This is a genomic window from Afifella marina DSM 2698, assembly GCF_900102695.1.
Classification (GTDB): Bacteria; Pseudomonadota; Alphaproteobacteria; order Rhizobiales; family Afifellaceae; genus Afifella; species Afifella marina.
In genome coordinates, this window is record NZ_FMVW01000005.1 from 1 (window position 1) to 18,357 (window position 18,357).

Here is an 18,357-nt window from a genome sequence, read left to right on the forward strand (position 1 = left end):
CGCGAAAGGACCGATGCCCATCGCCTGACACCCTGGGGCAAAGCGATCTACAAGCGGCGCAAGGAGACGGTGGAACGCTCCTTTGCCGATGCAAAGCAGCTCCATGGCCACCGCTACGCCCGGTTCCGAAGTCTGAGCCGCGTCTCCAGCCAGTGCCTGCTCGCCGCCGCCGCCCAGAACATCAAGAAGATGGCCATCGCACTCAGCCGGATGCCGGCTCCGAGCCCCGCATGAGGGCCCCCAGCATCCGCTTCGACGTAGACAGACAAAATCGAGCAGCGATCCGCATCACCACAAAAAACAAACCCCGCCAAAAATGACGGGGTTCGTCAGCAGTCTGGGGGCGGCTTCGGCCGCCCTCTTTTTTGTGCGAAGAGCTCTGAAAGAGGTCGAGCAGCCCTTAGGAAAGCTGCTCTGGCGCTGTCTTCTCAAAACGCCCCGCGTCTTCGAAGAGCCAGTCGAGAAGGAGCGTGAGGGCGGCCGGCGCGCGCGGTTGCCATAGCGCGATGTAGTCGTTGCCACTCGGGCAAAAGCCGAAAGGTGCAACGAGCCGGCCCGCCGCGATGTCGTCTGCCACGAGCGGCCAGGGCCCGATCGCCACTCCAAGGCCGGCCGTCGCCGCTTCGAGGAGATAGTAGAAGCGCTGATAGACGGTCGCCGCCGGGGCCGCATCGAGATCACTTGCGGGATTTCTCTCGCCGCTCGCCCCTGCCCATTGTGCCCAGGCGCCGGGCCGTGTGCGGGTGTGCAGGATCGGAAGGCCGGCGATGTCTTGCGGGATGAGGCGCGCGATCGACGGGGAGAGGACGGGTCCCGTCCTTTCTGCAAAGAGCGGGCGGGTCAGGAGGGCCGGGGGCCAGGGACCGGTGCCGACGCGGAGTGCAAGGTCGAAATCGATGCGCGCGAATTCCTCGTCGTGGTCGCAGGCCGTCAGACGCACCTCGATCTCCGGGTGCCGCTCCTTGAAGACGTGGAGACGCGGGATGAGCCAGCGCATGGCGAGCGTACCGCTGCAGGCGAGATCGATGAGTGAGGATCGCCTGGTGGCGACGCGCGCAACCGCCGCCTGCAGCTGATCGAACCCGGCTGTCAGGCCGGGCAGGAGCGCCCGCCCTTCCTCCGTCAGGCGGATGGCGTTCTTCGGCCCTTCAAAGAGCGAAACGCCCAGAATCTCTTCAAGCTGCTGCACCTGACGGGAGACCGCGCTGTGGGTGACGTTCAGCTCTTCAGCGGCGAGAGACATCCGGCCGTGGCGACCGGCGGCTTCAAAGGCCCGCAACGCGTTGAGGGAAGGAAGGCGTCTAGTCATGTGAGAATATCGAACAATGGCCGCTCGATAATATCGCTTTTCATCCGCGCTTCAAGCGCCTTCTATCGCGGTATGGAGAAGGCGCTCGTTCGAAAAACGCACTTTAAGGCCGATGCGCCAAGGCAGTTCCTGCCGTGGTTAAGCCTTTGGGTGGCGCGGTCGCGCCAGCGCCAACAGCTGTCAGAGTTGGAGGCCTGGCAACTTGCCGACATTGCAATTTCGGATCCGGAACGAAAATCCGAATGCCTAAAATGGTGGTGGCAGTCCTGAGCGGTTGAGGCCTGCGTCAGCCCAGCTTGGGGGGAGACCTCAACGGCTGTCGGCGAGATCCATGCTGGCTGGGAAGAACTGCGAGATCCAGGTCTCGGTTAGCGCCTCACCGTCCTTCTTGAGGAAGAGCCGCAGATCGACCGGGTCTTTTCCGGTGACGTGCACCTCGAAGGCCGCACGGAAGAGCCCGTTGCTGTCCACGACCGGATAGGCGCTGCACCGCCCCAATGTGCCACGTGAAACATTAACCATGGCGCTCACGCCGTCTTCGCGCGTGAAGCGGCCGAGATCGCCCCCGGCGAAGTCGATGACGAATTGATAGACGTCCTTTGGACGCGGCTGGCCCGGAACGCCGCCGGCACCGATAAAAGTGTCGACGACCCGCCCGGCCTTTGTCGCGTAAGGCTCGTCGAATCCCCAGTGCAGGCGATATTTGAGATCGAGTGTCTTGCCGGCCTCGACCTTCTCCTCGGGGGTCCAATAGGCGACGATGTTGTCGTAAATCTCGTCGTCCGTCGGGATTTCGACGAGCTGCACCGCGCCTTTGCCCCATCCTTCGATCGGTTCGACCCAGAGGGAAGGGCGCCGGTGATAGAAGACGCCGTCGTCCTGGTAATGGTCGAAGTGTCGATCGCGCTGAAGGAGCCCGAATCCCTTCGGGTTCTCATCGCTGAAGCTGTTGGTCATCACGGAGGGCGGATTGTTGAGCGGGCGCCAGATGCGTTCGCCATTGCCCGTCCACATGGCGAGCCCGTCGGAATCGTGGATTTCGGGCCGCCAGTCTTTCGCGTGCTGCCGGTCTTTCTGCGAGTACCAGAACATCGAGGTCAACGGGGCGATGCCAAGCCGCGTGACCTCCTGGCGTGGGAAGAGGACCGCTTCCGTCTCCATGACGACGCGCGCCTCTCGGGTGCAATCGAAGCGGTAGGCTCCGGTCAGGCTCGGACCCTCAAGCAGCGCGTAAACGGTGAGCCGGTCGGGATCGCCCGGCACGCCCTCAAGGAAAAATCGGCTGAAACGCGGAAATTCCTCGCCCGTCGCGAGCCCGGTATCGATGGCGATGCCACGGGCCGACAGACCGTATTGCTTGCCACTTCCGGGAGAACGAAAATAAGAGGCGCCGAGGAAGGACAGCCAGTCCCATTTCAAGTCTTCGGCCATCACCCGGAAACCGGCAAAGCCGATGCTCTGGGGCAGGCTGCGGGCGATATGGCCCGCCGGCATGTCGAAATAGCTCTGGCGGTAAAGAACCTCGTGCGCCTTGCCGTCTTTGACCACGGCGATCGTCACAGGGTCTTTCTGATAGCGACCGAGATGAAAAAGCTGGATCGGCGCTCCGCCGTCCCCGCCGAGATGCAAGGTGCGGTCCTTGCGATAGCTGATTTGGAAATAGGCGTCGTAATCGATCTTATCGAGGATCTCCGCCATGTTGGAAGCGGGCGGCTCCCAAGGCGCCTCTGCGAGCGTCTTTGCCGTCTCCTTCAGAAGATCGAACGAGAAGGGCTGCGTCGGCCCGTAAAGGATACCGTCGGTCTCGACATTGGGCGCTGCGAAGCTCCGGCTCGCAAATGGGCTGAGGGCGAGCGCTCCCCCTCCGGCGAGCGCAGCGCGGCGTGAAATCTTCATCATGTGTCGTCCAGGCGGGTGTCGTTCCGTGCCGGCTAAGATTGGTCTGCGGCAGAAAGGTGACGAATCGGCAGGTTTTCTTTCAGAAGCGATGCGAACGTCAGCCTGTGGTAGAAAACGTCACTCGGCACACAGTCTCGGGTGGCAGATCGTCGCCCTGGTCGGGCTGAAATGGATCAGGTGAGTGCCACTCACCGAGCTCTCACTGCGGGCTGGCGCGGCGATAGCACGCCATGCGGCTCGGTGGGCCGAGGCTTGAAGCTTCGCCGCGGGCGACGAGATCGCAAAGATGGGCCAGCGTCGACTGTGCTGCGGCCTCACGCAGGTTTTCGGCGATGCCCTGATAGACCCGCTCGACGATCGAATCGATGGTCAGAGGGTCCTCGCCGAGGGCAGCAAGGATCGTCTTCTCGCGTTGGCGCCGATGCTGGAGGAGGGCACGCACAAGCCGTTTCGGTTCCGTAACGGGGCCACCGTGACCGGGCCAGTAGATGTCGTGGTCGCGATCGAGCAGGCGTCTCAGGGAGGCCATATAGTCGCCCATATTGCCGTCCGGCGGGATCACCACCGATGTCGACCAGCCCATGACGTGGTCACCGGAGAAAAGCGCTTTCTCTTCCTCGAGCTCGTAGCAGAGGTGGTTGGCGGCGTGGCCGGGCGTTGCGAGAGCCATCAGCGTGTAATCGGGCCCTTCGACCCTTTCCCCGTCCTCAAGCACGCGCTCCGGCGCGTAGGCGAATGCGCTCTCATCTGTGCCGCGGCAGCCCGCAACCACCGCCCCGGTCGCCTCGGCGAGGGGGGCGACCGCCGGGTAATGGTCGCGGTGCGTGTGCGTCAGCAGGATATGACGCACGCTTTCGCCCGAGACTGCGGTCAGCAGGGCCTCGATATGGGTCGGATCGGCGGGGCCCGGGTCGATCACCGCAACCTCGCCGGTGCCGACGATATAGGTGCAGGTGCCGCGAAAGGTGAAGGGGCTCGGATTGGGCGCGAGCACCCGGCGCACGCGCTCTGACAGGCGGACGCATTCGCCGGGGGCGCCCTCCAGCGTCAGGTCGAATGGAAGCTCGCTCTTCGCCACCCGGCTCCTTCCTCCTTCGCGTCCTCAGCCGGCTTTGCTGCCACGCAGCTCGCTCAAGGTGCGCGCTGGCGTGATGGCTTCCGGATCGATGAAGCAGTGCAGGATCGCCGGCTTGCCGGAGGCGAGCGCCCGCTCGAAGGCCGGCGCGAATTCCTCCGTCGTCGCCACCGTCTCACCATGGCCACCGAAGGCGCGGGCATAGGCGGCAAAATCGGGATTGGAGAGCCTGGTTGCGGAGATGCGGTCGGGATAGCGCGATTCCTGATGCATCCGGATCGTGCCATACATGCTGTTATCGACGACGATCACGATGATCGGAATATCGTGCTGCACGGCCGTCGAAAACTCCTGGCCGTTCATCAGGAAACATCCATCGCCCGCGAAAGCGACGACGATGCGCTCCGGATAAAGGCGCTTGGCAAGGACCGCGGCCGGTACGCCATAGCCCATGGAGCCCGACACCGGCGCAAGCTGCGTCGCAAAGCGGCGGAAACGGTAATAGCGGTGGATCCAGCCGGCATAATTGCCGGCGCCGTTGCAGATGATCGTCTCGGGCGGCACGCGGTCGCGCAGCCAGGTCATCGCCTCAGCGTACTGGAACGGCCCCGGCACGGTGAGCGGCTCACCCGACCAGTCGAGGAAGTCCTGATGGGCGGCGCCCGCCTCCTGCGCGGGGGCGCCGACATCGAGCCCGGCCCGCACGAGCGCCTTTGCGAAGGCCTGAGGCGTCGCCTGGATGGCAAGGGTCGGCTGGTAGACCCGACCTAGCTCCTCGGCCCCCGGATGCACGTGCACGAATTTCTGGGCCGGTACGGGCACGTCCACGAGTGTGTAGGAGGACGATGGCATTTCGGAGAAACGCCCACCGACGAGGAGAATGAGGTCGGCCTGCCGCACGCGTTCTGCAAGCTTGGGATTGGGCCCGATGCCGAGATCGCCGGCGTAGTTGGGGTGATCTGAGGGGAAGAGATGCGCGCGACGGAAAGAGGTCGCGACGGGAAGGCCGGTGCGTTCCGCAAAGGCCGCGAAGTCCGCAACGGCCGTCTCGCTCCAACGCGAACCGCCGAGAATGGCAATCGGGCGCCGAGCGTTGCGCAGAAGACGGGCGAGCTCGTCGAGATCGTCGGCCCCTGGCCAGATCTCGGTTGCTTCGACGCGCGGCGCATCCGCGACGACCGCCTCGTCGACAAGCATGTCCTCAGGCAGAACGACGACCACTGGGCCGGGACGTCCCTGCATGGCTGTGCGAAAAGCGCGCGCGACGAGTTCCGGCAGACGCTCCGCCTCGTTCACCTCGACGACCCATTTGGCGAGGCCGCCGTAAAACGCCTTGTAATCCACTTCCTGGAAGGCGCCGCGCTCGCGCATGCCGCGCTCAACCTGCCCTATGAAGAGGATCATCGGCGTGGAATCGTGCTCGGCAATGTGGATGCCGTGGCTCGCATTGGTGGCGCCGGGCCCGCGGGTGACGAAACAGACGCCGGGGCGGCCGGTCAATTTGCCGTAAGCTTCGGCCATCATCGCCGCGCCGCCTTCATTGCGGCACACGAGCACATCGATGGCGCGGTCGTGCATCGCATCGAGGGCTGCGAGATAACTCTCCCCCGGCACGCAGGTGAGACAGTTGACGCCCTGCGCAACCAATTGATCGATCAGGATCTCGCCGCCGGTGCGTGATTTCGATCCGGTCTCGGTCACTCGCTTTTCCATTCACCCCTCACCCGTCTCGCACTTGCAATCGATGCCCTCATGCGCGCAAGAAGAGGTTGGCGCAAGCCGGCCGAAGCTTTCTGCAGCACTCAGTATGCGGTAAGCCGATGATCCGGGTCCACCTGCCGCCCATGTGAATGGCGGTTCTACGCACGGCGAAAATCTATGGTTCAGCTGACTCTTCCGAAAAACTCGACAGTTCACCGCGGCAAGGTCTGGCCGAAGCCCGCGGGCAGCAAACACAAGGAGTTCCAGATCTATCGCTGGGATCCCGAAGACGGCCGCAACCCGCGTCTCGATACCTATTATGTCGATACCGACGATTGCGGACCAATGGTTCTCGATGCCCTGTTGTGGATCAAGAACAAGGTCGACCCGACTTTGACGCTGCGCCGCTCCTGCCGGGAAGGCATTTGCGGCTCTTGTGCCATGAACATCGACGGATCGAATACACTCGCCTGCACGACGGGCTGGGGCGACATCAACGGTATCGTGAAGATCTATCCTCTGCCGCATATGCCGGTGGTGAAGGATCTTGTGCCGGATCTGACGCATTTCTATGCGCAGCATGCGCTGATCGAGCCGTGGCTGCAGACGGTGTCGCCGACGCCCGAAAAGGAGCACCTGCAGAGCCACGAAGACCGTGAGAAGCTGGACGGGCTCTACGAGTGCATTCTCTGCGCCTGCTGCACGACGTCGTGCCCGAGCTATTGGTGGAACGGCGATCGGTATCTCGGCCCGGCCGCGCTTCTGCAGGCCTATCGGTGGATTGTCGATTCGCGTGACGAGCGCACCGGCGAGCGCCTCGACCAGCTGGAGGATCCGTTCCGGCTTTACCGCTGCCACACGATCCTCAATTGCGTGCAGGTCTGCCCGAAGGGGCTGAACCCGGCAAAGGCGATCGGCGAAATCAAGAAGATGATGGTCGAAAGGCGCGTCTGAGCGACACCGACCTCCTAGGAAAGACAGACATCGCGGCGTCAGGCGGCGATGTCTGAGACAAAAAAAGCCCCGCAGCGCGAAGCTGCGGGGCTTTTTCGTGTTGTCTTGCGACGATCTAGATGATCGGCGATCCCTGCGGGAAGAGCCAGGTGCCGCCATCGGCCCACTGGCGCTCCGGCAGGCGGGCGCGGAACCACTTCACCATCGCGTAGTAGAAGCTTTCCTCGCTGCGAGCGGGCGTACGAGCCGCGATCGGAGCCTGGGCAGGCGTCTGCATCGGCCGCTGCGGCCGCACCTGGATCGGCCGGCCGGCCTGGCGCGGAACGCTCGGCACCGTGCGATAGACGCGCGCGCCATTCTGTGCGGTTGCCTGGGCCGTGTGCGCCGCGGGCTTCTTTTCTGCCGGACGGACACTCGGGAAGAGCCAGGACGACCCGTTCACGCGCGTCTGTGCGGCGCCGTTGGTCCGGGCCATCACCGTTGCGCGGCTTGCTGCCTGCTGCGGCTGTGCCTGGCGGGTCGCACGGATCGGTGCGCCGGCGTTCGAGCGGTAGAGATATCCCGCCGTCGCGACACCGTTCGTGGCACGAGCGGGCGCGGCCTGGCGACCATTGGCCTGCTGCTGGGCCGGCCGTTGCGCCGTCTCAGCCTGTGCACGCGGGTGCGTGCCCGGGAAGAGCCAGCTGCCGCCGTTTTGCGCCGTGCGGGCTGGCGCCCTCTCACGACTTGGTTGCGCGGCCGTGCGGAAGAGCCAGCTCGTCTGGCCGGCACCTGAAGTTTCAGCCGCTTTGGCGGGTTGCTGTTGGGCAGCCTTGCCGTTGGTTTGAGCCGGGGCACGCTGATGCGTGCCGGGGAACAGCCAGCTTCCGCCGGTCACAGCCGGCTGAGCCTGCTGTTTGGCCGGCTGCTGCGCGCCGTTCTGTTTCTGTGCGCCGTTCTCAGCCGCAGCGTTGCGGAAAAGCCAGCTTCTCTGCGGCGTAGCATTGGCGGCCTGCGGTTGCGCTTGCTGCTCGGCCTCGACGGCCTGGCCGCGCCCGTTCGGGAAGAGCCAGCTGCGCTGAACCACCTGCGGGGCGGGTTTTGCAGCCTCGGCCTTATCGTTCGTGCGTGCTGCGCCATTCTGGGGCGCGCCGTTGCGGTAGAGCCAGCTCGCCTGCGGGGCGCCCGTCTGCCGTGCGGGTTCGGCCTTTTGGCTCGATGCCTGCTGCTGAGGCGCGGAATTTCGATAAAGCCAGCTCACCGGTGCCTGCGGCTTCTCCGGCTCGGGCTTTGCATCTTCCTTCGCCTTGGAGCCGCCGGTGAACCAGCTGCTGATCGTCTCGAAGGGCGAGCCGAACGACGATGCTTCCGCTTTGCCTTTTTCCTTGGCTTCGGAGGCGAGACGATAAACCCAGCTCATCACTTCGGCCGAGGTCGACTGCTCGGGCTCTTCGCTCTCCTGCGGCGCAGGCTTGCGATAGAACCAGCCTTGATGGGTCGACACCGCGGTGTCCTTGAGCGCCGCCTTGCCGTTTGCGTGGCCGTTTGCTTTGCCGTTCGACTGTGCGGCAGGCTTAAAGAACAGCCAGCTCGACGGGGCCTCGGCGGGCGCAGCCTGCGGAGCGGAGGTCGCCGTGCCGTTTGTCTGCGGCGCGGCGGGCTTACGGTAAAGCCAGCTCGGAGAGGTTTGTTCTCGAGCCGGTGGTGCGGCTTTCGCCGCGGCGGCGGGACTCTGGGCAGGCGCAGTCCGCGCCTGTGGGAAGAGCCAACTGCCACCGTTGTTTGGCGCTCGGGCCGGCTGGCCGCGCGCGCCATTCACCGGTTGGGTGGCGGGCATCATGTTCCTCGTGTTGATAGGCTGAGAGGCTGAGCGGTTCGCGGACGGGCGAAAGGGGGGATTGCCCCCGTAGGCCGACCTTGGGGTGGGCGCCTGCGATTGACGGGCCGGGCGCGCGGCCGAAACTTGATTGTGATGCGAAGATGCTGCGGGAGCGGGGCGCGTCATGCGCGGCCGAAGCCAACTCGCCTGCTGTTCGTCGGCGCGACGATCGCCGCGCGAAATGTCGGGGGTTTGAATGTCGCGTGCCGTGGGCGCGGCCGCTGCCGGGCCGGAGGCTGACAATCGGGGGGGCGCCGGATGGGATGCGACAGTGCCATCCGGGCGAGCGGCCGAGCCGTCCTCCCGATCGAGACGGCTTGCCAAGTTCCGACGAAAGAGATCCGCGATCTCCCGCATCGGCTCCTGCAGCCGTTTGGCGACCATGTCCTCCATCGAGAGACCCTGCCTTATCGCGATCGTCATCATGTCGAAGAAACGCAACAGGAGTGCAGCCGAACGAAATCTGGCCCAATTCGGCCAAGTTCGTCGATTGCAAGAGGGATTCTACAACGATTCACGCCTTTTCTCCAGAAGGGGTTCTGCTCGAAACGGTCGCGGCGGCGAATTGAGTCGGAGCCGCGGGTCCTGCGCGCTGCTGGAAACGCGGCTGAGCGCGCCTTCTCCCCGTTCTGTCCGCGCGCTTGTGCCGCTGCGCAGCGATACGCGGCGCTCAGCGGTGCATGCACAAGGACAAACGGTGCGGGCATTCAAGTTTCCCTTCGAAAGCACGCCTGGAAACGTGGCTTTTCAATCCACTGACACCGGCGAGTCTAACCTGTCAAGAATCCTCCAGACAGGTTTCGCACTCTACTGACTCTCGATCATGTCAGCGAATATTTCTTAATGAATAATTAACGCTAGTAATAATGGAAGTATTAACCAATTTGAACGCCGTGGGGCAGAGTCATCATAGACCTGCCTACAGAGGAGTCGGTTCCGCCGCGAACAAGTTGTGGTCGGTCGCGGGAGCACGGATCAGGCGAAAAGCGGTCGCGCCATACCTGCTATCGAGGCTGCCGATTTTGCCAGTTCCGCACGACCAAGAGAGGCGTCGGCGGCGATTTTTCAGCGTGAAAGCCTGCAAAACCGCGCGAATTGATTCGCTTTCTGCGCCAAAAGGCGGATGAGCCCCGTACAGAGACGTGTCCCAGAGAGGCGATCGCGACGTTCCTGCGCCGCTGACGCCGCTCTGCAGAGCGCCTCCTCGCGAAGACACAGCTTATGAAAGAAAGCGCCCGCAATGATCGACCATCTCGGCATCGCCGCAAGGGATTACACAGCCTCCCGGCTCTTCTATGAAAGAGCTTTGGCGCCGCTGGGCATGCAGGTGATCATGGCTGTCGGCAAGGAGGAAACGGGCGGATACGAAGGCGCAGGCTTCGGCGCCAACGGAAAACCCTGCTTCTGGGTCCAATCCATGCCGGACGGCAAAGTCTCGGGGGTTCATGTCGCCTTTGCCGCGCCCGACAGGGCTGCGGTCGACGCCTTTTACAACGCAGCCCTCAGAGCCGGCGGTCGTGACAATGGCGCGCCGGGGCTGCGGCCACACTATCATCCGAATTACTACGGCGCCTTTGTCCTCGACCCCGACGGCAACAATATCGAGGCCGTCTGTCACCGGCCCGAATGAGCGTTGAGCGGGACGCCGGTGGCGGCGGTATCCAAGGCTCTTTCCGCCCCGCGTCCGGCCGTCAGCCCAGAACCGGCTCGCCGCCGCCGGCCGGCTTGAAGACGAGCGCGACACCGTTGATGCAGTGACGTTTGCCGGTCGGCTTGGGTCCATCGTTGAAGATGTGACCGAGATGCCCGCCGCAATTGGCGCAATGCACTTCGGTGCGCGGATAGATGAGCTTGAAGTCGCGCGAGGTCGCGACGGCGGCGGGCGCTATCGCCTCATAGAAGCTCGGCCAGCCGGTGCCGGAATCGAACTTGGCCTTCGAACTGTAGACGGCGTTGTCGCAGCCGGCGCAGTGGAAGACACCCTGGCGATGTTCGTCATTGAGGGGCGAGGTGAAGGCGCGCTCGGTCCCTTCGTCGCGCAGCACCGAAAACTGCCCGTCGGTGAGCTTCTTCTTCCATTCGTCCCGGCTCAGCGTCACCGGAAAGTCGCCGGTGGATTCGGCACCCGCCCGGTGCGGCAAGAAAACTCCGAGCCCTGTCAGCGCGGCCACGGCCGCGCTTCCGGCAAACAGACTGCGTCGTGAGAGCATAGGGCTCCTCCTTGAATGGACCCAACCTAAAATGGGTGCCGTGGAGGAGGAGGGAAAGAGGCTTCACCGGCTCGTGAGGAGCGGTGATGGCCGGCTCAGCTTCCCACCCGCTTTGGCTGACCGGTGGCGAAGTCTGTGGTGATGAGCGGAAGGCCTGCCTGTTTCCAGGCGGCGAGGCCGCCTTCAAGATGGGCCGCCTTTGTGAAACCCGCCTCGATCGCCTTGCGGCTGACGAGCTCCGAGCGCTTGCCAGAGCCGCAATGGAAGACCACGGGCTTGTCCGTCTGGGTCGGCAGATTGTCGGCATCGAGTTCCGACATCGGCGCGAGCAAAGCGCCGGGAATGCGCTCGAAGGCAAATTCCGCCGGGGTGCGCACGTCTATCAGAACAATCTCGTGCGCATCGAGCGCCTTGCGCACTTCCTGCGGCGTCATGGTCTCAAAAGGCACGCCGTTGATATCTTCTGTCTTGCTCATGTGTTGTCGTCCTTCGCAGTGAAGGGGAGGTCGGGATCCTTGGCTAGGCTCTCGACGCAATAGGTCTGCAGCTGTTCCGTCAGCTTGGCGGCGCTCCCCTGCAGCGCCGTGTGCGGGATGAGCGGCCCGAAATTGATCTTGAAGGTCTTGCCGCGCTTGTTGAGCAGCTCGTGGAACACGGTCATGTCCCTGAGCTCCGTCAGCCCCTGATTGCCGAAGAGATAGAACAGCCAGGAATTGCGAGCCGTGACCCGGCAGGGCAGGACCGGAACCTTGTGCTTTTGGGCCAGCGACACGGCGGAAACCTGCCAGGGTCGCTCGTTCAGCCGGCCCCCCTGCCAATAGGCGATGCGGCCCGCCGGAAAGACCACGATGGCACGCTCCTCGGCGAAAGCCTTGGAGGAGAGCCGCAGTGTCTCACGCGTCTTCGTCAGGCTGCGATGCTCTTCGCGCCATTCCACCGGGATGAGATGCTCCACCAGACGTTCGTTCACGCGCACGGCGTCACGGTTGGTGAAAATGGAGATATCGCCGCGCACCTGGCGCACGGCATCGTAGACCGCGACCCCGTCGGCAATGCCTGTCGGGTGGTTCGCCGCAATAATAAAGCCGCCCTCACGCGGAATGCGCGAGATGCCGGAGATCTCCAGGTTGAGGGACAGAAGCTCGCTGATATAGCGCATCCCCGCCGTACCCGGCAGCGGCCCCAACGTATCGGCCATCTCGACCGCTTCGCTGTAATGGAGGATCTTATAAAGAAGTGGCCGATAAAGCGGCCAGAGAGGATTGGCGACCAGTCCAATGCCGCGTTCGGCGATGAGCTGATCGACGATATGACCACGCCTTTGACGGACCGCCGTTCTCAGCGCCCGCTGGCGCGCCCTTTGCATCCAGCCTAGTTCAGCCATCGCCATCTGCGCCGCCCTTCGTGACAAACCGCCTAGGACGTGCCAGAAGTCGGGTCAAGTCGAGTCTCAGGCTCTCCCGCCAAAAGGCTCGCCAGGTGTTGCACCATCACACGAGAGTCTCGTCATGTCGCATTCCTGGCGCGCGATCGCCGCAACCTCCGCGCTTGCAGCCTCCCTCGCCGCCTGCCAGTCCGCTTATTTCGGTGGCCAAAGCAGCAATCGTTATTCTCCTCCGCCGCCGCCACGGCCGCTCGCGGCAGCGCCGGTCGGAACCGTTTCGCAGAGCGAGCTGCCGCCTCCGGGCGGGGCGAACGCCGCTAACGATCCGATGATGGGCGAACCGCCGGATCTGCGTCCGGGCTCCGACGGCGGCGTGCAGACGGCGACGGCCACGCCTCCGCCTTCGGGCGGCGCCGCTATCGGTCGCGCCGATCTTCTCGGCGGCTGGACTGTGTCCTCCGGCGGTGACAGCTGTCAGCTCTTCATGTCTTTGACCAGCTGGTCGGGCGGCTATCGGGCCTCGACGCGTGGCTGCACATCGCCGGCGCTTCAGAACGTCTCCGCCTGGAACCTCTCCGGCAATCAGGTCACGCTGCTTGACCAGGGCAGCAGCACTGTCGCTCGCCTCTATTCGACCTCCAAGACCCAGTTCAATGGTCAAACAGAGGCAGGTGCCGCAATTTCAGTCGCCCGTTAGCCTGCTTATTGTGCAAGTGCTGTTGCACAAATGCGCCAGCACTCATCAATTGGTTTAGTAGCGATTTCAATAGATTGCCGCCCTTTATTGGCTTTGTCACACTTCGATGACGCCGAGTTCTTCGTGTCGGTTTTGCCGGGGTCAAGCTTCCGGCAAGCTCGTCAGGTGAAGCTCGGTCGAACGCAAGGAGTGGATGATGAGAAAGCCATTTGCAGTTGGGGCGCGCATCGTTCGCTCCGCCGTTCTGGCCGCCGCGGCCGCCGCGGCCGCCGCGCTCTCAACCAGCGCCATGGCGACTAGCCCGATGCTGTCCGTGCCGAAATGCGCCGAGCATGACGACATGGTGCGGATCCTCGCGAAAGAATACAAAGAGGCCCCGAAGGCGCTCGGTCTCGTGGGCGGTCAGCGCGTCATGCAGGTCTTCGTCTCCAAGCAGGGGACGTGGACAATCGTGGTGACCCGCACCTCCGGCGACACCTGCATCGTGGCGGCCGGCCAGAATTGGGAAGAAGTCCCGATGGAAGTCGGCCAGCTCGATCCGCGCGCCTAAACCTACCGTTTCGAAAGCTCTCCCGACACAGCGATCGTGTCGGCGGACCCCTTCCTGACGAAATCACACTTGCACCCGGGCGCCGGCCATAGCACATCGCGGGCGATGAAAAATCCGGTTTCCCGTACTTATGATCGCCTGGCGGCGGAAGGTGGCATCACCCCCGATCCGGTCCAGAAGGAGCTCGCTTCGCGGCTCGACGCGCTTCTTGGCGCGCTTGCAGACGAGCGCACCAAATCGAAAAAGAGCCCTCTCGGATGGCTGTTTTCCGGGGGACGCCGCCCCGAGCCTGTTCCCGGCCTCTACATCTGGGGTCCGGTCGGTCGCGGCAAGACGATGCTCATGGACATCTTCTTCCAAGCCGCGCCCAACACCCGCAAGCGCCGGGCGCATTTCCATGACTTCATGGAAGATGTGCACGAGCGGATCGCCCGCTTCCGCCAGCGCCTCAAGGCCGGCGAGGTGGAAGGTGATGATCCGATCAAGCCGGTGGCGCACGACATCGCGGAAGAGACCCGGCTTCTTTGCTTCGACGAATTCGCCGTGAACGACATCGCCGACGCCATGATCCTGGGCCGGCTTTTCGAGAAGCTTTTCGCCGAGGGCGTGACGCTCGTCGCCACATCCAACGTGCCGCCCGACCGGCTTTATGAGAACGGCCTCAACCGGGCACTCTTCCTGCCGTTCATCGAGCTCATCAATAAGTCTAATGCCGTCTTCCATCTCGACGCGCCGCACGATTACCGCCTCGACAAGCATGGCGAGACGCCGCTCTACGTGACGCCGCCGGGGGAGGCGGCCGATGAGATCCTCGCCGCGCATTTCGAGCGTCTCTCGGGTGAAGTCAAAGGCACTGCGCAGCAGCTCAGCCTGCACGGCCGTCATCTCGACGTGCCGGAAGCGGCGGGCGGCGTCGCGCGCTTCAGCTTTCACGATCTGTGCGAAAGGCCTCTCGGCAGCGCCGATTATCTGAAACTCGCCAAGACCTTCCATACGATCATCGTGTCGGGCATCCCGGTCATGAGTCCTCAGACCCGCAACGAGGCGAAGCGCTTCATCAATCTCATCGATACGCTCTACGACCAGAAGATCCGCTTCATCGCCTCGGCAGAGGCGGAGCCGGATGCGCTTTGGCAGGGCACGAGCGGCGCGGAAGCCTTCGAGTTTCAGCGCACGGCCTCGCGCCTCACAGAGATGCGTTCCGACGCCTGGCCGGGCGAGCCATCCCAGCGATCATGAGTGAAGCCGGGCTCTAACCAGCCCGGTTCGCCGCGCAATTCCGCGCCCGCTGCAGAGCTGGCCAGCGCTTGCCACGGTGCGACATTCGCGCTACTCCGCGCACTCTCTTTTGAGAGTTCTTCGCTCTCGTTATCTACGTCTAGGGAAGGTTCTTCATGGCTCGCAGCAAGATTGCGCTCATCGGTGCTGGACAGATCGGCGGCACGCTCGCCCATCTCGCCGGACTGAAGGAGCTCGGCGACATCGTCCTCTTCGATATCCAGGAAGGTATTCCGGACGGCAAGGCGCTCGATATTGCCGAATCCTCCCCCGTCGACGGTTTCGATGCACGTCTCGTCGGCACCCAGTCTTATGAGGCAATCGAAGGCGCCGACGTCGTCATCGTGACGGCCGGTGTGCCGCGTAAACCCGGCATGAGCCGCGATGATCTTCTCGAGATCAACCTGAAGGTGATGGAGCAGGTCGGCGCGGGGCTCAAGAAATACGCTCCCGATGCCTTCGTGATCTGCATCACCAATCCGCTCGACGCCATGGTGTGGGCGCTGCAGAAATTCTCCGGCCTGCCTGGCAACAAGATCGTCGGCATGGCGGGTGTGCTCGATTCCGCGCGTTTCCGCTACTTCCTGGCGGAAGAGTTCAATGTCTCCGTCGAAGACGTGACGGCTTTCGTGCTCGGTGGCCACGGCGATTCCATGGTGCCGCTCGTACGCTATTCGACGGTTGCCGGCATTCCGCTGCCGGATCTCGTCAAGATGGGCTGGACCACGCAAGAGCGTCTCGACAAGATCGTGCAGCGCACCCGCGACGGTGGCGCGGAGATCGTGTCGCTGTTGAAGACCGGTTCGGCCTTCTATGCGCCGGCGGCATCGGCCATTGCCATGGCCGAGAGCTATCTGAAGGACAAGAAGCGCGTTCTCCCCTGCGCGGCTCAGCTTTCAGGCGAATACGGTCTCGACCAGATGTATGTCGGGGTGCCGACGGTGATCGGTGCCGGCGGCGTGGAACGTGTCGTCGATATTTCGCTCGACCGCAGCGAGCGTGCGGATTTCGAGAAGTCGGTTGCCACCGTGCAGGGTCTCATCGAGGCCTGCCGCAAGATCCAGCCGGCGCTCAACAGCTAAACGGCGGGGGGCCGGATGAACATCCACGAATACCAGGCTAAGGCCGTCCTCAAGGAATACGGGGCACCGGTCGCTGCCGGCGTCATGATCACGTCTGTCGACGAGGCGGAAGCGGCGGCCAAGAAGCTGCCGGGTCCGCTTTATGTCGTCAAAAGCCAGATCCATGCAGGCGGCCGTGGCAAGGGCCGCTTCAAGGAGCTCGGCGAGGATGCCAAAGGCGGCGTGAGGCTCGCCAAAAGCGTTGAGGACGTTGTCGCCAACGCTAAGGAAATGCTCGGCCACACCCTCGTCACCAAACAGACGGGGCCGGCGGGCAAGGTGGTCAACCGGCTCTACATCGAAGACGGCGCCGATATCGCCCGCGAGCTCTATCTCTCGCTTCTCGTCGACCGCAGCACCGGGCGTGTCGCCTTCGTGGCCTCGACCGAAGGCGGCATGGACATCGAAACCGTCGCCGAAGAGACGCCGGACAAGATCCTGACGCTGCCGATCGATCCGCTCTCCGGCGTCAGCGATGCCGATGCGGCGAAGCTCGCCGAGGCGCTCGAGCTTGAGGCTCCGGCGAAAGACGAATTCGGGCAGCTTGCCCGAATTCTCTACAAGGCCTTCTCCGACGAGGATATGAGCCTTCTGGAAATCAATCCGCTCATCGTCATGAAGGACGGGCATCTTCGCGTTCTCGACGCCAAGGTCTCCTTCGACGGCAATGCGCTCTTCCGGCATCCGGAGATCGTGGAGCTGCGCGACAAGACCGAAGAGGATGCCAAAGAGATCGAAGCTTCCGAGCACGATCTCGCCTATGTGGCACTCACCGGCGATATCGGTTGCATGGTGAACGGTGCGGGCCTCGCCATGGCCACGATGGACATCATCAAGCTCTACGGCGCGGAGCCGGCGAACTTCCTCGATGTCGGTGGCGGCGCCTCGAAGGAAAAGGTGACGGCCGCCTTCAAGATCATCACTGCCGATCCGAATGTGAAGGGCATCCTGATCAACATTTTCGGCGGCATCATGCGCTGCGACGTGATCGCGGAAGGTGTCATCGCTGCGGTCAAGGAAGTGGGTCTTACGGTTCCGCTCGTGGTTCGCCTCGAGGGCACCAATGTGGCGCTCGGCAAGAAGATCATCGAGGAAAGCGGTCTCAACGTCATCGCCGCCGATGATCTCGACGACGCGGCCAAGAAGATCGTTCAAGCCGTCAAAGGCTGACCAATGGCTGAATTCATTGCTGTCTGGCTTCCTCTGGTCATCATCTTTCTCGTCTTCGGCGGCTTGATGGTGATCGTGTCGAAAAAGCAGATGCGCAGCTATTCGAAGCATGTGGCAGAGGTGAAAGCGATCAACGACGAGATCGTTGCCGTCAACCGAGAGGTGATCGCCGAGCTTCGCGAGATCAAACAGATTCTGAAGGACAAGAACTGATGTCCATTCTCGTCGACAAGAATACCAAGGTCATCGTCCAGGGGCTGACGGGCAAGACCGGCACGTTCCATACCGAGCAGGCGCTCGCTTATTACGGCACCAAGATGGTTGCCGGCGTGCATCCGAAAAAGGGTGGACAGACCTGGGAGAACGGCGTCGAAGGCGCCGCCGAACTGCCGATTTTCGCCTCCGTCGCGGAAGCCAAGGAAAAGACCGGCGCGACGGCCTCGGTCATCTATGTGCCGCCAGTCGGCGCCGGCGCTGCCATCGAAGAGGCGATCGACGCGGAAGTCCCCTTCATCGTCTGCATCACCGAAGGCATTCCAGTGATGGACATGGTCAGGGTGAAGGCGAAGCTCGACAAGTCGAAGTCCCGGCTTCTCGGCCCCAATTGTCCGGGCGTTTTGACGCCGGAAGAGTGCAAGATCGGCATCATGCCAGGCTCGATCTTCAAGAAGGGCTCGGTCGGTGTCGTGTCTCGTTCCGGCACGCTCACCTATGAAGCTGTCTTCCAGACGACGAATGCCGGGCTCGGCCAGACGACTGCCGTCGGCATCGGCGGCGATCCGGTGAAGGGCACGGAATTCATCGACATCCTGGAAATGTTCCTCGCCGACGACGCGACGGAATCGATCATCATGATCGGTGAGATCGGCGGTTCGGCAGAAGAAGACGCCGCGCAGTTTCTCGCCGACGAGAAGAAGAAGGGCCGGTGGAAGCCGACCGTCGGCTTCATCGCCGGGCGCACGGCACCTCCGGGGCGCACGATGGGTCATGCAGGCGCCGTCATCTCCGGCGGCAAGGGTGGTGCCGAGGACAAGATCGCCGCCATGGAAAAGGCGGGGATCGTGGTTTCTCCTTCGCCTGCCAAGCTTGGCGACACCCTGGTGGAGGTTCTCAAGGGCTGAAGCCTTTTGCGCCGCGCCGCGAGCCGTGCG

At 63.4% G+C, this 18,357-nt stretch carries 19 protein-coding genes; 11 read left to right on the forward strand and 8 right to left on the reverse strand.

The window, feature by feature from the left end; all coding sequences use genetic code 11:
- Window positions 1–234, forward strand: a 234-nt coding sequence (locus BLP76_RS11320; RefSeq protein WP_171904395.1) for a transposase, incomplete at its 5' end; no start/stop codon positions are given.
- A 166-nt stretch (window positions 235–400) separates the two neighbouring features.
- Here BLP76_RS11320 and BLP76_RS11325 read toward each other — a convergent pair.
- Window positions 401–1,309: a LysR substrate-binding domain-containing protein gene (locus BLP76_RS11325; protein WP_092812837.1), complete on the reverse strand. Its 909-nt coding sequence runs from the start codon at window positions 1,307–1,309 to the stop codon at window positions 401–403.
- Between BLP76_RS11325 and BLP76_RS11330 the strand changes: the two genes are divergently transcribed.
- Complete coding sequence (locus BLP76_RS11330) at window positions 1,310–1,579, forward strand: DUF1127 domain-containing protein (RefSeq protein ID WP_092812840.1); 270 nt, start codon at window positions 1,310–1,312, stop codon at window positions 1,577–1,579.
- Window positions 1,580–1,618: 39 nt separating this feature from the next.
- Here the strand turns inward: BLP76_RS11330 and BLP76_RS11335 are convergent, their stop codons facing one another.
- From BLP76_RS11335 to BLP76_RS11345, 3 genes are all read right to left on the reverse strand, one after another.
- Window positions 1,619–3,208, reverse strand: coding sequence for an OpgD/OpgG family glucan biosynthesis protein (locus BLP76_RS11335; RefSeq protein ID WP_092812843.1), 1,590 nt, complete (start codon window positions 3,206–3,208; stop codon window positions 1,619–1,621).
- A gap of 199 nt (window positions 3,209–3,407) precedes the next feature.
- Window positions 3,408–4,286, reverse strand: coding sequence for an MBL fold metallo-hydrolase (locus tag BLP76_RS11340; protein ID WP_092812846.1), 879 nt, complete (start codon window positions 4,284–4,286; stop codon window positions 3,408–3,410).
- A gap of 24 nt (window positions 4,287–4,310) precedes the next feature.
- Entirely contained in the window at window positions 4,311–5,984 is a 1,674-nt protein-coding gene (locus tag BLP76_RS11345) for a thiamine pyrophosphate-binding protein (RefSeq protein ID WP_244514556.1), read from the reverse strand.
- A 177-nt stretch (window positions 5,985–6,161) separates the two neighbouring features.
- Here BLP76_RS11345 and BLP76_RS11350 point away from each other — a divergent pair, with 177 nt between their 5' ends.
- Window positions 6,162–6,938, forward strand: a complete 777-nt coding sequence (locus BLP76_RS11350) for a succinate dehydrogenase iron-sulfur subunit (RefSeq protein WP_092812852.1) — start codon at window positions 6,162–6,164, stop codon at window positions 6,936–6,938.
- 115 nt (window positions 6,939–7,053) lie between these two features.
- On the opposite strand, the gene BLP76_RS18605 is transcribed toward BLP76_RS11350, so the two are convergent.
- A complete protein-coding gene (locus tag BLP76_RS18605; RefSeq protein ID WP_139163737.1) occupies window positions 7,054–8,421 on the reverse strand; it encodes a hypothetical protein in 1,368 nt (455 codons plus the stop codon).
- Window positions 8,422–10,036: 1,615 nt separating this feature from the next.
- Between BLP76_RS18605 and BLP76_RS11360 the strand changes: the two genes are divergently transcribed.
- Window positions 10,037–10,426 carry a VOC family protein gene (locus BLP76_RS11360; RefSeq protein WP_092812860.1) on the forward strand — a complete coding sequence of 130 codons (390 nt, stop codon included), beginning with the start codon at window positions 10,037–10,039 and terminating at the stop codon, window positions 10,424–10,426.
- A gap of 61 nt (window positions 10,427–10,487) precedes the next feature.
- Here BLP76_RS11360 and msrB read toward each other — a convergent pair whose 3' ends face one another.
- The 3 genes from msrB to BLP76_RS11375 all read right to left on the reverse strand — a co-directional run bounded on the left by msrB (window position 10,488) and on the right by BLP76_RS11375 (window position 12,417).
- On the reverse strand, window positions 10,488–11,006 hold the full coding sequence (gene msrB, locus BLP76_RS11365; RefSeq protein WP_092812863.1) for a peptide-methionine (R)-S-oxide reductase MsrB: 519 nt from the start codon (window positions 11,004–11,006) through the stop codon (window positions 10,488–10,490).
- 95 nt (window positions 11,007–11,101) lie between these two features.
- On the reverse strand, window positions 11,102–11,482 hold the full coding sequence (locus tag BLP76_RS11370) for a rhodanese-like domain-containing protein (RefSeq protein ID WP_092812866.1): 381 nt from the start codon (window positions 11,480–11,482) through the stop codon (window positions 11,102–11,104).
- Window positions 11,479–12,417 (reverse strand): 1-acyl-sn-glycerol-3-phosphate acyltransferase, encoded by a 939-nt coding sequence (locus BLP76_RS11375; protein ID WP_420867620.1) that lies wholly within the window; start codon window positions 12,415–12,417, stop codon window positions 11,479–11,481. The genes BLP76_RS11370 and BLP76_RS11375 overlap by 4 nt, the downstream gene beginning before the upstream one ends.
- 97 nt (window positions 12,418–12,514) lie before the next feature.
- On the opposite strand from BLP76_RS11375, the gene BLP76_RS19090 reads away from it, so the two are divergent.
- The 7 genes from BLP76_RS19090 (at window position 12,515) to sucD (ending at window position 18,327) form a co-directional block, all read left to right on the forward strand.
- Window positions 12,515–13,087, forward strand: a complete 573-nt coding sequence (locus BLP76_RS19090; protein WP_200170555.1) for an AprI/Inh family metalloprotease inhibitor — start codon at window positions 12,515–12,517, stop codon at window positions 13,085–13,087.
- Window positions 13,088–13,283: 196 nt separating this feature from the next.
- Window positions 13,284–13,637, forward strand: a complete 354-nt coding sequence (locus tag BLP76_RS11385; RefSeq protein WP_171904397.1) for a hypothetical protein — start codon at window positions 13,284–13,286, stop codon at window positions 13,635–13,637.
- A 33-nt stretch (window positions 13,638–13,670) separates the two neighbouring features.
- Window positions 13,671–14,876, forward strand: a complete 1,206-nt coding sequence (gene zapE, locus BLP76_RS11390) for a cell division protein ZapE (protein WP_420867621.1) — start codon at window positions 13,671–13,673, stop codon at window positions 14,874–14,876.
- A 155-nt stretch (window positions 14,877–15,031) separates the two neighbouring features.
- Window positions 15,032–15,997 carry a malate dehydrogenase gene (mdh, locus tag BLP76_RS11395; RefSeq protein WP_092812878.1) on the forward strand — a complete coding sequence of 322 codons (966 nt, stop codon included), beginning with the start codon at window positions 15,032–15,034 and terminating at the stop codon, window positions 15,995–15,997.
- A gap of 15 nt (window positions 15,998–16,012) precedes the next feature.
- The gene (gene sucC, locus BLP76_RS11400) at window positions 16,013–17,206 is read left to right on the forward strand and encodes an ADP-forming succinate--CoA ligase subunit beta (protein ID WP_092812881.1); all 1,194 of its coding nucleotides are present in this window, start codon (window positions 16,013–16,015) and stop codon (window positions 17,204–17,206) included.
- Window positions 17,207–17,209: 3 nt separating this feature from the next.
- Complete coding sequence (locus tag BLP76_RS11405; RefSeq protein WP_092812884.1) at window positions 17,210–17,419, forward strand: hypothetical protein; 210 nt, start codon at window positions 17,210–17,212, stop codon at window positions 17,417–17,419.
- The gene (sucD, locus tag BLP76_RS11410; protein WP_092812887.1) at window positions 17,419–18,327 is read left to right on the forward strand and encodes a succinate--CoA ligase subunit alpha; all 909 of its coding nucleotides are present in this window, start codon (window positions 17,419–17,421) and stop codon (window positions 18,325–18,327) included. Before BLP76_RS11405 ends, sucD begins: the two co-directional genes overlap by 1 nt.
- Window positions 18,328–18,357 lie beyond the last annotated feature (30 nt).

Bases quoted from the DNA above. Each gene is read 5' to 3' on its own strand.
- BLP76_RS11325 (WP_092812837.1), bottom strand. From the start codon at position 1,309: ATGACTAGACGCCTTCCTTCCCTCAACGCGTTGCGGGCCTTTGAAGCC.
- BLP76_RS11335 (WP_092812843.1), bottom strand. From the start codon at position 3,208: ATGATGAAGATTTCACGCCGCGCTGCGCTCGCCGGAGGGGGAGCGCTC.
- BLP76_RS11350 (WP_092812852.1), top strand. From the start codon at position 6,162: ATGGTTCAGCTGACTCTTCCGAAAAACTCGACAGTTCACCGCGGCAAG.
- BLP76_RS11360 (WP_092812860.1), top strand. From the start codon at position 10,037: ATGATCGACCATCTCGGCATCGCCGCAAGGGATTACACAGCCTCCCGG.
- msrB (WP_092812863.1), bottom strand. From the start codon at position 11,006: ATGCTCTCACGACGCAGTCTGTTTGCCGGAAGCGCGGCCGTGGCCGCG.
- BLP76_RS11370 (WP_092812866.1), bottom strand. From the start codon at position 11,482: ATGAGCAAGACAGAAGATATCAACGGCGTGCCTTTTGAGACCATGACG.
- BLP76_RS19090 (WP_200170555.1), top strand. From the start codon at position 12,515: ATGTCGCATTCCTGGCGCGCGATCGCCGCAACCTCCGCGCTTGCAGCC.
- BLP76_RS11385 (WP_171904397.1), top strand. From the start codon at position 13,284: ATGAGAAAGCCATTTGCAGTTGGGGCGCGCATCGTTCGCTCCGCCGTT.
- mdh (WP_092812878.1), top strand. From the start codon at position 15,032: ATGGCTCGCAGCAAGATTGCGCTCATCGGTGCTGGACAGATCGGCGGC.
- sucC (WP_092812881.1), top strand. From the start codon at position 16,013: ATGAACATCCACGAATACCAGGCTAAGGCCGTCCTCAAGGAATACGGG.
- BLP76_RS11405 (WP_092812884.1), top strand. From the start codon at position 17,210: ATGGCTGAATTCATTGCTGTCTGGCTTCCTCTGGTCATCATCTTTCTC.
- sucD (WP_092812887.1), top strand. From the start codon at position 17,419: ATGTCCATTCTCGTCGACAAGAATACCAAGGTCATCGTCCAGGGGCTG.